Below are 15,477 nucleotides of genomic sequence, written 5' to 3' on the forward strand. Positions count from 1 at the left end.
AGGTATAATAATAAAATAATTTAGAAATATACTTGCTGTTAATTAAGAAGTTTTTATATTTGCAACATGAATGTTTAAATAAATTGTTTGATATATGAAAACTGTATACTTATGGAAAAGATTATTGGATTGATTGATGCCCCTTTTACTCCTTTTTATGAGGATGGGGAAGTAAATTATGAGCCGATTGCAGCCTATGCCGTCATGTTAGCGAAGAATGGTTTGAAAGGTGTTTTTATCAACGGTTCTTCCGGCGAAGGCTATATGTTGACAGAAGAAGAGCGCATGAAGCTGGCCGAACGTTGGATCGAAGTAGCTCCCGAAGGTTTCAAAGTGATTGTTCATGTGGGCAGTACTTGTGTGAAGTCGAGCCGGCGTCTGGCAGAACATGCACAAAAGATAGGTGCATGGGGAATTGGTGCAATGGCTCCTCCTTTTCCTAAGGTAGGTCGCGTAGAAGAGTTGGTGAAATATTGTGAAGAGATTGCTTGTGGTGCACCCAATCTGCCTTTCTACTTTTATCATATTCCTGCTTTTAACGGCGCCTTTCTGTCTATGGTAGCTTTCCTTGAAGCGGTAGACGGACGTATCCCCAACTTTGCAGGTATTAAGTATACGTATGAAAGTTTGTATGAGTACAACCAATGTCGTCTTTACAAGAACGGCAAATTTGATATGTTGCATGGACAGGATGAAACGATTCTTCCTTGTCTGGCTATGGGAGGTGCTCAGGGAGGAATTGGTGGTACTACCAATTACAATGGTTGCAACCTGGTTGGTATTATCGACGCATGGAATGCAGGTGATTTGGAGAAAGCACGCGAACTTCAGAACTTCTCTCAGGAGGTTATCAATGTGATTTGTCACTATCGGGGCAATATTGTTGGTGGTAAAAGAATAATGAAATTGATAGGTCTGGATCTTGGCAAGAACCGTACTCCGTTCCAGAATATGACCGATGAAGAAGAAGCACGTTTGAAAGCTGAGTTAGAGGCCATTCACTTCTTTGAGCGTTGCAATAAATTTTAAATCTATTTTTATGAATGTAACCGAATACCTACAGACATGGTCGGCCTCGTACAAGGCTGACATGCTGGATAATATTATGCCTTTTTGGTTGAAGCATGGTCTGGACCGCCAGAATGGAGGTATATATACTTGTTTAAATCGTGACGGTTCGCTGATAGACACTACCAAATCCGTTTGGTTTCAGGGGCGTTTTGCTTTTACATGCAGTTATGCATACAATCATATTGAGCAGAACCCCGACTGGCTGGCTGCGGCAAAGAGCACACTTGATTTCATAGAACATCACTGTTTTGATTCGGATGGGCGTATGTTTTTTGAAGTTACAGCATCCGGAGAGCCTATTCGTAAACGCCGTTATGTATTCTCCGAAACCTTTGCAGCCATTGCGATGGCGGAGTATGCGATTGCTTCGGGCGAAAGGGCTTATGCAGAAAAGGCTTTAAACTTATTTAAAGACATTCAGCGCTTTCTCCAGACTCCCGGCATTTTGGAGCCAAAATACTGTGAAACGGTGCATACAAAGGGGCATTCGATTGTCATGATCCTTATAAATACAGCTTCGCGCATTCGGGCTGCCATAGCCGATCCCATACTCGACCAGCAAATTGATGACTCTATTGCTTTGCTGAAAAAGGACTTTATGCATCCGGAGTTTAAAGCATTACTGGAGACAGTGGGTGCTAATGGTGAATTTATTGATACCATAAATGGACGTATCATCAACCCGGGCCATTGTATTGAAACCTCCTGGTTTATCCTTGAAGAAGCCAAGTTCCGTAACTGGGATAAACAGCTTACAGACATGGCTCTTACCATTCTCGACTGGTCTTGGGAGTGGGGATGGGATAAAGAACACGGTGGTATTATCAACTTCCGAGATTGTCGTAACCTGCCCCCACAGGATTATGCACATGATATGAAATTCTGGTGGCCGCAGACGGAAGCTATTATCGCTACACTCTACGCTTACCAGGCAACAAAAGATGAAAAATATCTTGCTATGCATCAGCAAATCAGTGATTGGACATACGCTCATTTTCCTGATAGTGATTTTGGCGAATGGTATGGATATCTTCATCGCAACGGAACAGTCTCACAACCGGCAAAAGGTAACATTTTCAAAGGTCCTTTCCACATCCCCCGGATGTTAACGAAGGGCTATGTACTTTGCCAGGAATTACTACCTTAAAACAACAATATATATATATTTTGCCATACGAATTGTTTACGGTTTTTAATGGCATTGTCTATTAACATTATTAACGTAGATGTTAAAGATCGGATTCTTCCTTTGTAAAAGTACGTACTTTTGTAGTATGAAAGTGTACACTCTTGTATAGCAAAAGTGTACATTTAACACTCCATTAAATACGTACTTTTATAATATAAAGAATAGTACTTCTGAATGTGTTGACTATCAATAGATAACCTCACTGAATAGTGAGGTTTGAAAGAGAAAGTATATTCTTATATTTGCGGGTGATGAGAGAGATACTTGTTTTAGAGACAAGTATAAACCGTAGCAGGAAGTACGCAATAATAAATAAAAAGAACTGCATATTATGAAAAACTCAAGAATTTATCCATGGATTGTGGTAGCTCTTCTTTGGGGAGTGGCATTACTCAATTACATGGATCGTCAGATGCTCTCGACGATGAAAGACGCCATGCAACTGGATATTGCAGAGCTACAATCAGCTACTAATTTCGGCCGTTTGATGGCTGTGTTTCTTTGGATATACGGATTTATGAGCCCGGTAGCCGGTATGATTGCCGACAGGCTGAATAGAAAGTGGTTAATTGTAGGGAGTCTTTTCGTATGGTCTGCTGTCACTTTTGGCATGGGATATGCCGAAACGTTCAGTCAGGTATATTGGTTGCGCGCTTTGATGGGAGTTAGTGAAGCACTTTATATTCCCGCCGGGCTTTCACTGATTGCCGACTGGCATCAGGATAAATCCCGGTCATTGGCAGTAGGTATACACATGACGGGGCTTTACACAGGGCAGGCTATCGGTGGCTTCGGTGCTACGGTAGCAGCGGCATACTCCTGGCATACTGCTTTCCATTGGTTTGGTATTATCGGTATTATCTATGCTTTGATTCTGGTGTTGTTCTTACATGAGAATAAAGAGCATATTGAGATTGAACGTTTACGCAGAGAGGAGCCGAAGCAGAAATCATCTGTATTCAAAGGCCTTTCTTTGTTGTTCAGTAACATTGCATTTTGGGTAATATTGTTCTATTTTGCCGCACCGAGCCTTCCGGGATGGGCTACAAAGAACTGGCTGCCTACGCTGTTTGCCGAAAATTTGAATATTCCGATGGCCGAAGCGGGGCCAATGTCAACTATAACGATTGCTTTGTCTTCTTTCGTCGGTGTATTGCTTGGAGGTGTTCTTTCGGATAGATGGGTGTTGAAGAATATCCGTGGTAGAGTTTATACCGGTGCTATCGGATTGGGACTTACAATTCCGGCGCTGATGTTGTTGGGATTTGGCCACAATACAGCAGGCATCGTGGGAGCGGGTTTGTTGTTTGGTGTGGGCTATGGCATTTTCGATGCGAACAACATGCCTATCCTGTGCCAGTTTGTGTCAACTAAATATAGAGCCACGGCTTATGGTATAATGAATATGACTGGTGTATTTGCCGGAGCAGCGGTTACCAGTTTGTTGGGACGCTGGACCGATGGTGGCAATCTGGGATTGGGCTTTGCATGGCTTAGCGTTGTTGTTCTGATAGCATTGGCGTTGCAACTCTATTTTTTGCGGCCTAAAACTGATAATATGGAATAGACTTTATCTATGCTAAATAACTTAATTATCCTCCTATCCTGTAAAATGAAAAATAGTATCTTTGTCCTCAATAATATTCATACAATTTTAATCATTACCATGAAAAAGACCCCTCTTCTGTTTCTCCTTTTCTGCTTTTTATGTACCACACCTGTGCTTTATGCAGCAGATACTATATTCGTTAAGGAAGCGCGTATCCCTGTCTTGATCGAAAGACAAGACAACGTTCTGTTCTATCTGCGCCTGAATGCACAAGAGAGCAAAAAACTAAATAATGTGGTTTTGAAATTAGACAAAGGAACAAGGCTTTCAGATATTCAATCGGTGAAACTTTATTATAGCGGTACAGAGGCGTTGCAGAATAAGCATAAGAACCGTTTTGCACCAGTTGAATACATTTCCAGCCATGCTGTGGGAAATACGCTGGCTGCCAATCCGTCTTATTCAATCAAAAAAGCCGAAGTGAGTAATCCTAACGCCGAAGTTACATTGAAGGGCAGCCAAGATCTGTTTCCAGGTGTCAATTATTTCTGGGTCAGCTTGCAAATGAAGCCTTCCACTCCGCTGGCCGCTAAGGTTACGGCGAGTATCGCCTCTGTGACAGTGGATGGTAAACAAGCACTTATAGATATTGTATCTCCGAAAGAAACAGAACACCGCATGGGGGTAGGCGTGCGTCATGCCGGAGATGATCAGTCGGCCGCATTCCGTATTCCGGGATTGGTGACTACCAACAAAGGTACGCTGTTGGGAGTGTATGACGTGCGCTATAATAGCAGTGTTGATTTGCAGGAGCGCGTCGATGTAGGTTTAAGCCGGAGTACGGATGGTGGAAAGACATGGGAGAAAATGCGTTTGCCACTGGCATTTGGAGAGTATGGAGGACTGCCTGCTGCACAGAATGGGGTAGGAGATCCGTCTATTCTGGTAGATACAAAGACCAATACAATATGGATTGTTGCTGCATGGACGCACGGCATGGGCAATCAGCGGGCGTGGGTGAGTTCGCATCCGGGAATGGATATGAATCATACGGCGCAATTGATGATGACAAAGAGTACTGACGATGGAAAGACGTGGTCGGCTCCGATCAACATCACGGAGCAGGTGAAAGATCCTTCCTGGTATTTCCTGCTGCAAGGACCGGGGCGTGGTATCACCATGCAAGACGGTACGCTGGTGTTTCCTATTCAGTTTATTGATGCCACACGTATACCCAACGCCGGTATTATGTACAGTAAGGACCGGGGACAAACCTGGAAAATACATAACTATGCCCGTACCAATACCACCGAGGCACAAGTGGCGGAAGTAGAGCCTGGTGTATTGATGCTGAACATGCGCGATAACCGGGGTGGAAGTCGTGCAGTATCTATAACCAGGGATTTAGGCGAAACGTGGACAGAACATATTTCTTCGCGGAGTGCTTTGCGTGAGCCGGTGTGTATGGCAAGTCTGATAAAAGTAGAGGCAAAGGACAATGTGCTTGGCAGAGATCTTTTGTTCTTCTCCAATCCTGATACAACGAAGGGAAGAAACCATATCACTATAAAAGCCAGTCTGGATGGAGGCGTGACCTGGTTGCCTGAACATCAGTTGTTGATAGACGAGGCCGATGGTTGGGGATATTCCTGTCTTACGTTGGTGGACAATGAAACGATTGGCATTTTGTATGAGAGCAGTGTGGCGCATATGACATTTCAACAGATTAAAATAAAAGATATAGTGAAATGAGGCACATTGTATATAGCGTTGCATTTCTCCTGTTGCTTTGTACATTTCCTACAGTCCGGGCAGGTGAGATTCATTTCCTGCCAGAGCCGCAGCAAGTGAAACTGAGCGGTGAGCAGTTTGATATGAAACGGGTGAGGCTCGTCTCTTCCGTACTTGTTCCGCAACTGGAAGCATGGGTGACCGAAGCGGGAGGGACTGCCGATGAGCGCGCCTCTTCTGTAATTGAAATCCGGTTGGTTGAGAAACTGGAGGGGATACCCTTGAATGAAAATGAAGCATATCGCCTGACGGTACATAGAAACAATATCAGGGTTGAGGCTATCACCGAACAAGGAGCTTATTGGGGATTACAAACATTGAACCAATTGTTGCAGCACCGGAGAGGAAAGACCTTTGTTCGGGGATGTGAGATTGTAGACTGGCCTGCTTTCCGGGTACGGGGATTCATGCAGGATGTAGGCAGAGGCTATATTTCTATGGACGAATTGAAGCGGGAGATCGACATGCTTTCTCGTTATAAAATTAATGTGTTTCACTGGCATCTGACAGAGAACCAGGCATGGAGGCTTGAGAGTAAGCTCTTTCCGGTATTGAACGACAGTTGTAATGTGACGCGTATGCCGGGCAAGTTTTATACGCAGGAAGAAGCTAAAGAGTTGGTTCGGTACTGTAAACAGCGTCAGGTATTGCTGATACCGGAGTTTGATATGCCGGGGCATAGTGCCGCCTTTGTACGGGCCTTTCGGCACGATATGCAGAGCGAAGCGGGAATGAAAATTCTTAAACTGCTGATGGATGAGGTCTGTGAGGTTTTTGAGGTACCTTACCTGCATATCGGCACGGATGAGGTAGCCTTTACCAATCCGCAATTTGCGCCGGAGATGGTAGCCTATATCCGGGCAAAAGGCAAGAAAGTGATTTCCTGGAATCCGGGCTGGCACTACAAACCGGGAGAAATAGATATGACCCACCTCTGGAGCTACCGCGGAAAGGCGCAGGAAGGTATTCCTGCCATTGATTCAAGGTTCCACTACCTGAATCATTTTGACGTATTTGCCGATATAATAGCTTTGTATAACAGTCGCATTTACAATCAGCCTCAGGGTAGTGAGGATATAGCCGGGGCTATCATGGCAGTGTGGCAGGATAGGGTAGTAGTGCCCGAGGAGAATGTGATCAGGGAGAATGCCTTTTATCCTAACATGCTGGCTTTTGCCGGGCGTTCGTGGAGAGGGGGAGGCTCCGAATATTTTAACCGGAACGGTACGGTTCTTCCGGGTGAAGACTCGGAGGAGTTTAAGAGTTTTGCTGATTTTGAAGAAAGAATGTTGTGGCACAAAGAGCATCATTTCAAAGGATATCCCTTTGCTTATGTGAAGCAGACAAATGTGAAGTGGAACATTACGGATGCTTTTCCCAATGGAGGAAATCCGGAACAGGCATTTCCACCCGAAGCCGGACTCAAAGATCAGTATATATATGATGGCAAAGCGTATAATGTGCGGCAGGCTATCGGTGCGGGTATCTATCTGCGTCATGTATGGGGTACGCTGGTCCCCTCTTTCTATAAAGAGCCGGCAGAAAACCATACGGCATATGCCTATACATGGGTATATTCGCCCAAAGCACAGGATGTGGGGCTGTGGGCGGAGTTTCAGAACTACGGACGTTCGGAGAAAGACTTACCTCCTCCAGCCGGAAAGTGGGATTATAAAGGGAGCCGCATCTGGCTGAACGATAGTGAAATACTTCCTCCTGTGTGGACGGCTACCCACACAAAGCCGGATAATGAAACGCCTTTGGGTAATGAAAACTTTACAGCCCGCCCTCCTTTGAAGGTACACTTGAATAAGGGGTGGAATAAGGTGCTGCTGAAACTTCCGGTAGGGAAATTTACGACTCCTCAGGTTCGTCTGGTGAAGTGGATGTTTACAACTGTTTTTGTCACGCTTGATGGCGAACATGCAGTAGACGGGTTGATTTACTCGCCGGAGAAGAAACTAAAATGATTTTGTATCTATTGAATTCAGATAAAAAAGGATGACGATGAATAAAGAAATTGACTTGTCCGTATCATGCTACGGAAAAACGAGAGAGTTAGTTTATGATTTGGTACTGCTTCCCTGGGGAGCTACCGAACCGCACAATCTGCATCTGCCTTATTTGACAGATTGTATCTTGGCACACGCCATTGCCGTTGATGCGGCAGAGCGCAGTAAAGAGTTGTATGGTGTGCGCTGTATGGTGATGCCTCCTGTAACTATGGGGTCACAAAATCCGGGACAGCGCGAGTTACCCTTCTGTATACATGCCCGGTATGAGACTCAGAGGGCAATCCTTACGGATATCGTGGCTTCACTCCATACACAGGGCATTCGCAAAATGGTGATTATCAATGGACATGGCGGGAATAATTTCAAGAATATGATTCGCGACTTATCTGTTGATTACCCGGACTTCCTGATAGCTTGCAGCGAGTGGTTTGCGGTGCTTCCGGCAAAGGAGTACTTCGATCGGCCAGGCGACCATGCCGACGAGGTGGAAACTTCTGTGATGATGCATTATCACCCGGAGTTAGTTAATCTGGAAGAAGCCGGTGAGGGTAAATACAAACCATTTGCCATAAGTTCACTGCAAGAAAAGGTTGCATGGATTCCGCGAAACTGGCAGAAAGTATCTGAGGATACAGGCATCGGAGATCCCCGGCTGGCTACGGCAGAAAAAGGTAAAAGATACGCCGGGGCTGTGGTAGAAAAGTATGCGCAGTTGTTGGGGGAATTGGCGAAAGGAGATATATACTGAGTTTCACCACAGAGTAGCACAGAGTTTTAAATCTTTATTGAAACGCGGATTAACGCGGATTAATGTAGATTAAAAGCCTGTAGTTCCTTATCATCTATTTGTTTCCCTTTGCGAAAATTTGCGTTTATCTGCGTTTCAATAAAGATTTAATTCAGTGTTACTCTGTGGTAAAATCTTCCATGATCTATATATTATGAAAAAGTCCTCTCTCATAGTCCTGTCACTGATCGCCACTGTAATCACGGGCGGTCTGCTCCCGGCATGTACCTCCTCTTCCGGGCAGAAGGCCGCCTCTTGTGCCATACGTATAGAGCATATCTCCGGTTTTCCGGATTATGAGCCCGGATACTCTCTGGGAGTGTCGGCATGCTATGCCGGTTTTATAAACGACGAACTAATCATTGCAGGCGGTTGTAATTTCCCTGGTATACCTGCTTCCGAGGGAGGTGAAAAACGTTTTTATAAAGGCATATATAGGGGCCTGCCTGCCAACGACTCTACATTGACATGGACCCAAATAGGTGAACTCCCCGTTGAGGCTGCCTATGGAGTAACGCTTTCACTGCCTCATAAACTGATCTTTGTAGGTGGCAATCATTCCGCAGGCAGGCTTTCTGCCACCTACTCTTTGTCATTGAATGCCACAGGTGACGCTGCTATTCTTGACACATTGCCCGCGTTACCTTTTGCTTTAGATAATATGGCAGGCGCTGTTCTTGGGAATGTTCTTTATGTGTTCGGGGGTAACAAAGCAGGTGTTCCCTCTGCTTCTCTGTTCTCTTTGAGTATGGAGAATCCTGCTGAGGGCTGGAAGGAAGAGCCAGCCTTGCCCGGAGCTCCACGTGTGCAACCGGTTTGTACTGCTCAGGAGGATGCGCTCTACATTTGGGGAGGCTTTTCACCTTCCTTAGGAGAGAATCAGGAGGCCACGGTTGCTACGGATGGCTATCGGTATCTTCCGGCATCGAAAACATGGGAACCCGTATCGGCACCTGTGGTCCCGGCCACAGGCGAACTTCTTACTTTGACGGGAGGGGCCTCCATAGCCTGCTCGGACAGTCTTATTCTTTGTGTAGGCGGAGTGAACAAAGAGATTTTTCTGGATGCAATCAGCGGAAGTTATAGCCGGGTTACTAAAGAAAATTATCTGACGCAACCCGTAAGCTGGTATCGCTTTAACAACCGCTTGATGGTATATGATATCCACCGGAACGGCTGGGATGAATGGGGACAATCTTCCGGTCTGGCACGTGCCGGTGCTGCTTTGGCAGGAAGGCAACAAGAAGTCTTCGTTATAGGTGGTGAGACAAAGCCCGGCATTCGTACAGCACAAATTTGCAAGATCGTAATTGAATGAACATTAAGAAGGAATAATTTATGAAGAACAAGTGGATTTTTATTGTGCTATTGCTTGTATCTGTTGCAGGCAATGCCCAGGAGCGGAAGTACTCAACGTTTTATTATCAGCGGGCTACTTTGTTTGAAGAGTTACCCGTCACCTCGAAGGATATTATTTTTCTGGGAAACAGTATCACAAACGGAGCGGAGTGGGCCGAGTTGCTTGGCAATAAGCATGTCAAGAACAGAGGGATCAGCGGTGATGTCTGCATGGGAGTGTATGATCGCCTGGATGCGGTTCTGAAAGGGAAACCTGCGAAGATCTTTTTGCTGATCGGCATTAATGATGTAAGTCGGGGCACTCCGGCAGACACCATTGTACAGCGCATCGGCATGATTGCCTCTAAAATAAAGGCAGATTCGCCCCGAACGAAGTTATATCTGCAAAGTGTACTCCCGGTGACCGATCATTATGGACTGTTTAAGGGCCACACTTCCCGTTGGGAAGAAGTAGAGAAGATCAACAAAGGGATACTCCGGCTGGCTACGGAGAGGGGGCTTACGTATATCGACCTTTACGCTCATTTTGTCGATCCGGCAACGGGGAAAATGAATATGGATGATACGAATGACGGATTACACCTGTTGGGTAAAGGTTATCTGAAATGGGTGGAGATTGTTAAACCTTATGTTAACGGAAAATGAGAAAGATAGTACTGAGTTATTTGCTGGTTCTTTGTAGCCTGGTTGCTGTAGCGCAAACGCCGGTAAGGGTGGCTTGTGTGGGAAACAGCATTACGTATGGGGCCGGGATTGAAAACCGGGAACGGGATGCGTATCCTGCCCAACTGCAACGGATGTTGGGAGAGGGGTATGTGGTAGGAAATTTTGGTAAATCAGGGGCCACACTGCTGAATAAAGGGCATCGTCCCTATATCGGACAGAAGGAATTTCAGCGGGCATTGACCTTCGCGGGAGATGTTGTTGTGATTCATCTGGGCATCAATGATACCGATCCGCGCGACTGGCCCAATTATCGTGATTATTTCGTCAGAGACTATCTGGCGCTGATCGACTCTTTCCGTGTAGTCAATCCGAAGGTGCGTATCCTGGTGGCGCGAATGACTCCCATAACCAACCGCCACTCCCGTTTTGAGTCGGGCACGCGCGACTGGCACGAACAGATACAACATGCCATTGAAAGGGTGGCCGAGCTTGCCGGGGCACAACTGATAGACTTTCATACTCCCCTTTATCCTTATCCCTTTATGCTTCCGGATGCGGTACATCCCACTGCCGAAGGAGCAGGGATTCTGGCACAAACGGTTTGCTCGGCCATCACCGGTGATTATGGTGGCCTTCGTCTGCCGCAGGTATACAGTGATAACATGGTGTTACAGCGTGATTGTCCGTTGGAAGTGCGGGGTACTGCCAATGCCGGAGAAGAAGTAACGATAAGCATTGCCGGACAAAAGCAACGGGCTAAAACCGGATCGGACGGACAGTGGTGCGTGCGTCTGAAACCCATGCAGGCAGGAGGCCCTCATACACTTACTGTCTCTGCCGGAAAGACCCGGTTACACTTTTCCAACGTGTTGGTAGGAGAAGTATGGCTTTGTTCGGGGCAGTCCAATATGGAGTTTATGCTGAAAGAAGCCTCTACGGCCCGGATGGATATTCCTCAAAGTGGCAATAATAACATTCGTTTGCTGGATATGAAAGCCCGTTGGCGTACCAATCCTGTAGAGTGGGAGGTGTCCGTACTCGATTCTCTGAACCATTTGCAGTATTATAAAGATAGCCAATGGACGGTTTGTACGTCGGTCAGTGCTGCTGATTTTTCTGCTGTGGCATACTATTTCGGGAAGATGTTGCAGGATAGCCTGCATGTACCCGTTGGTTTGATTTGCAATGCGATTGGTGGTTCGCCCACAGAAGCATGGGTGAGCAGGCATGCATTGGAGTTTCACCTTCCTGTCATGTTTCGCAATTGGACGAAGAATGATCCGCAAAACTGGATACGCGCACGCGCTACATTGAATGTTAAGAAATCGACGAATAAGTTTCAGCGCCACCCCTATGAACCATGTTATCTGTATGAGTCCGGCATCCTCCCGTTGGATAAGTTTCCGGTGAAAGGAGTGATCTGGTATCAGGGAGAATCCAATGCTCCCGATTACGAGACGCACGAGAAGCTATTCCATCTGCTTGTAGATAGCTGGCGCAAGAATTGGGAAAATCCGGAACTTCCGTTTTACTACGTACAGCTCTCTTCCATGGACCGTCCTTCGTGGCCGTGGTTTCGCGATAGCCAGCGCAGGTTGCTGAAGGAGATACCTTATACGGGCATAGCTGTTTCGAGCGATCAGGGTGATTCGCTGGATGTACATCCTAAGAATAAGAAACCGGTGGGCGAGCGTCTGGCGCGTCAGGCATTGAACCGTACGTATGGCATGAAAGCGGTTGTACCTTCCGGACCCTTGTTCCGCAGTGCAGAGTTCCGCAAAGGGGCTGCTTATGTTTCGTTTGATTTTGCCGATGGAATGTCTTCTTCGGATGGCAAAGCGTTGCGGACTTTTGAAGTGGCAGAAACCGAAGGGCTCTTCTATCCGGCCAAAGCCGAGATCGTTGGCGACCAGATAAAAGTATATAGCGATCAGGTGAAGCATCCCCGTTATGTGCGTTATGGCTGGCAACCTTTCACCCGTGCCAATCTGGTGAATGCTCAGGGGTTGCCGGCTTCTACTTTCCGATCTTATTAAGAGAGAGGAAATACCTGCTGTATAACATCTCCGAATGCCCTTTTACAGGCAACGCCTTGCCTGCATGTAGTCCACGCCTTTACTGCATGCAGGCAAGGCGTTGCCTGTATGCAGCTCATATAGCGTCTTTTTGTTACTGATTTCATAGGCTCTGTTCCGTGACATTCCGGAAGCCGGAATAAAATTCATTGCTTCACGAACCCCTCTATCCTTTTTTTTGTTATAAATGTATATTGAAGATATATATACCTTAAAAAAAGAGATAACATGAAGCAACACCACACTACACATTTGAGATTTTCTCTCCTATGCCTCTTTTCTCTGTTTCTTTTTTCGGATGTCGTGGCCCAGAAGTCCGGGTTAGTTCCGCTCGATTCTTTAATAACCGTAGGATATGCCACCGGAAGTATTAAAAATCTGTCCGGTTCCGTTGAGAAGATCACCGAGTTACAGATGAACCGGGATCAGATCACGAATCCTCTCGATGCAATCCGTGGCCGTGTGCCGGGGTTAACCATACAACGGGGAACAAACGGGCAGGCCGCCCTGGATGCCGTTCGCTTGCGGGGTACCACCTCCTTGACCAGTGGCAACGATCCGCTGATCATCGTCGACGGGGTATTTGGCGATTTGAATATGCTTACCTCCATTTATCCCACTGACATCGAAAGTTTTACTATCCTGAAAGATGCCTCCGAAACTGCCCAGTACGGTTCTCGTGGGGCTTCCGGTGTCATAGAGGTGACTACCAAAAAGGGTATTAGCGGCAAAACCCGCGTCAGCTATAATGGTAGTTTCGGTATAACCTCCGTTTACAAGAATCTCAGCATGCTATCGGCAAACGGCTTTCGGCAGGTGGCCGGTGAGCGGGGACTTTCCATTCTGGATTTGGGAAACAATACCGATTTTCAGAAAGAAATAGAACAAACCGGATTTCAGCAGAATCATCATATCGCCTTTTATGGCGGTTCCGATGCCTCCAGCTACCGTGTCTCCCTGGGATATGTAGACCGGCAGGGGGTGATACAAAATCAGGATATGAAGAATTTTACATCCAACATGAATATGAGCCAGAACATTTTTGGCAACTTTATCCGTTGCGAGTTAGGCATGTTCGGCTCCGTGCAGAAGAACCATAACTTGTTCGATTACCAGAAGACATTTTACTCTGCGGCTACTTTCAATCCCACCTTTCCCAATCATAAGAATACGGAAACCGGTTCGTGGGATCAGATCACAAGTGCCAGCCAGATCACCAACCCGCTGGCATGGATGGAAGTGAAAGACCATGATGCTACTTCTCACATCAGTACACATGCCCGGTTGACGTTCAATCTGATGGATGATCTAAAGCTCGTCATGTTTGGTGCATACACCTACAATATTGTAGAGAACTCCCAGTATCTCCCCACATCGGTCTGGGCACACGGGCAGGCATACAAAGGGACGAAGAAGATGGAGTCTCTGCTTGGCAACCTGATGCTGAGCTATAAAAAGAACTGGCGGAAACACTTCTTTGATGTGCTGGCACTTGCCGAACTTCAGAAGGAGACCTATACCGGATATTATACCACCGTCACAAACTTTAGTTCCGACCAGTTTGGATATGACAACCTTCAGGCAGGTGCAATCCGCCTTTGGGAAGGTACGAATTCTTATTATGAAGAGCCACATCTGGCTTCCTTCATGGGGCGCTTCAATTATACCTATGCCGACCGCTATATTCTTACCGTGAATGCCCGTACAGATGCTTCCTCCAAGTTCGGGAGCAATCATAAGTGGGGCTTTTTCCCTTCCGTATCCGCAGCATGGGCGGTGAGTGAAGAGGAGTTTATGAAGCGTATCCCTCTGGTTGACAATCTGAAACTACGTGTAGGTTACGGATTGGCGGGAAATCAGAACGGGATAGATTCATACACCACCCTCGGATTGGTGAGACCCAACGGGGTAGTGCCTGTGGGCAATTCGGCAGTAGTTACCTTGGGAGAGATGCAGAATATAAACCCCGATTTGAAGTGGGAGGTGAAACATACGTTTAATGCCGGGGCAGACTTAGGGATGTTTGGCAACCGCCTGCTACTCTCTGTCAATTACTACAACTCAAAGACCACCGATATGCTCTATCTTTATAACGTCAGTGTGCCTCCCTTTACCTACAACACGCTGCTGGCAAATATCGGTTCCATGCGTAACAGCGGTACCGAGATAGCCATTGGTATCACTCCACTCAAAACGCCGGATATGGAACTGAATATCAATGCCAATATTACCTTTCAGCGCAACAAACTACTCTCTTTGAGCGGTACCTATAATGGCGAGAATATCTCGGCACCGGAGTATAAAAGCCTGGCAAGCCTTGACGGTGCAGGCTTTCATGGAGGATACAATCACATCGTCTATCAGATAGTGGGACAACCGCTCGGTGTTTTTTATCTTCCGCACAGCAACGGGCTTGTATCCGATGGCGATGGCGGATATACCTATGGCATAGCCGATCTGAACGGAGGAGGCATCAGTCTTGAAGACGGTGAAGACCGCTATGTGGCAGGGCAGGCAGTACCCAAAACTTTACTGGGGTCTAACATCAGTTTCCGTTACAAGCGTTTTGATATTTCGGTACAGATCAACGGAGCTTTCGGACACAAGGTCTACAACGGCACTTCGCTGACTTATATGAATATGAACATCTTCCCCGATTATAATGTGATGGAAGAGGCCCCCCGGCGAAATATAAAAGATCAGACCGCCACCGATTACTGGCTGGAAAAGGGAGATTACGTCAACTTCGATTATCTTACCATCGGCTGGAATGTCCCGTTAGCAAAGGCTCAGAAGTATATCCGGTCACTTCGTCTGGCATTTACGGTCAATAACCTGGCTACCATCAGCGGCTATTCCGGACTTTCGCCGATGATCAATAGTTCCACCGTCAACTCTACATTAGGAGTAGATGATAAACGTGGTTATCCGCTGGCGCGGACTTATACAGTAGGTTTGAGTATTAACTTTTAAAA

10 protein-coding genes are annotated in these 15,477 nt (G+C 46.5%); all 10 read left to right on the plus strand.

Annotated features, from left to right (window positions below; all coding sequences use genetic code 11):
- Positions 1-111: 111 nt before the first annotated feature.
- The 10 genes from QX565_RS20240 to QX565_RS20285 all read left to right on the plus strand — a co-directional run bounded on the left by QX565_RS20240 (position 112) and on the right by QX565_RS20285 (position 15,475).
- Positions 112-1,029 (plus strand): dihydrodipicolinate synthase family protein, encoded by a 918-nt coding sequence (locus QX565_RS20240; RefSeq protein ID WP_289294153.1) that lies wholly within the window; start codon positions 112-114, stop codon positions 1,027-1,029.
- Between the two features lie 10 nt (positions 1,030-1,039).
- The gene (locus QX565_RS20245; protein ID WP_289294154.1) at positions 1,040-2,218 is read left to right on the plus strand and encodes an AGE family epimerase/isomerase; all 1,179 of its coding nucleotides are present in this window, start codon (positions 1,040-1,042) and stop codon (positions 2,216-2,218) included.
- A gap of 373 nt (positions 2,219-2,591) precedes the next feature.
- The gene (locus tag QX565_RS20250) at positions 2,592-3,827 is read left to right on the plus strand and encodes an MFS transporter (RefSeq protein WP_289294155.1); all 1,236 of its coding nucleotides are present in this window, start codon (positions 2,592-2,594) and stop codon (positions 3,825-3,827) included.
- A gap of 99 nt (positions 3,828-3,926) precedes the next feature.
- Complete coding sequence (locus QX565_RS20255) at positions 3,927-5,561, plus strand: sialidase family protein (protein ID WP_221649050.1); 1,635 nt, start codon at positions 3,927-3,929, stop codon at positions 5,559-5,561.
- Positions 5,558-7,570, plus strand: coding sequence for a family 20 glycosylhydrolase (locus QX565_RS20260; RefSeq protein ID WP_289294158.1), 2,013 nt, complete (start codon positions 5,558-5,560; stop codon positions 7,568-7,570). The genes QX565_RS20255 and QX565_RS20260 overlap by 4 nt, the downstream gene beginning before the upstream one ends.
- Before the next feature lie 37 nt (positions 7,571-7,607).
- Positions 7,608-8,363 (plus strand): creatininase family protein, encoded by a 756-nt coding sequence (locus tag QX565_RS20265; protein ID WP_221649048.1) that lies wholly within the window; start codon positions 7,608-7,610, stop codon positions 8,361-8,363.
- 193 nt (positions 8,364-8,556) lie between these two features.
- Positions 8,557-9,720 carry a cyclically-permuted mutarotase family protein gene (locus QX565_RS20270; protein ID WP_289294160.1) on the plus strand — a complete coding sequence of 388 codons (1,164 nt, stop codon included), beginning with the start codon at positions 8,557-8,559 and terminating at the stop codon, positions 9,718-9,720.
- 20 nt (positions 9,721-9,740) lie between these two features.
- Positions 9,741-10,406 (plus strand): SGNH/GDSL hydrolase family protein, encoded by a 666-nt coding sequence (locus QX565_RS20275; RefSeq protein WP_221649046.1) that lies wholly within the window; start codon positions 9,741-9,743, stop codon positions 10,404-10,406.
- Positions 10,403-12,463, plus strand: coding sequence for a GDSL-type esterase/lipase family protein (locus QX565_RS20280; RefSeq protein WP_289294162.1), 2,061 nt, complete (start codon positions 10,403-10,405; stop codon positions 12,461-12,463). Before QX565_RS20275 ends, QX565_RS20280 begins: the two co-directional genes overlap by 4 nt.
- A 267-nt stretch (positions 12,464-12,730) precedes the next feature.
- The gene (locus QX565_RS20285) at positions 12,731-15,475 is read left to right on the plus strand and encodes a SusC/RagA family TonB-linked outer membrane protein (RefSeq protein ID WP_289294163.1); all 2,745 of its coding nucleotides are present in this window, start codon (positions 12,731-12,733) and stop codon (positions 15,473-15,475) included.
- Positions 15,476-15,477: the final 2 nt, after the last annotated feature.

The sequence above is a fragment of the Bacteroides sp. 41_26 genome, assembly GCF_949740115.1.
Classification (GTDB): Bacteria; Bacteroidota; Bacteroidia; order Bacteroidales; family Bacteroidaceae; genus Bacteroides; species Bacteroides nordii.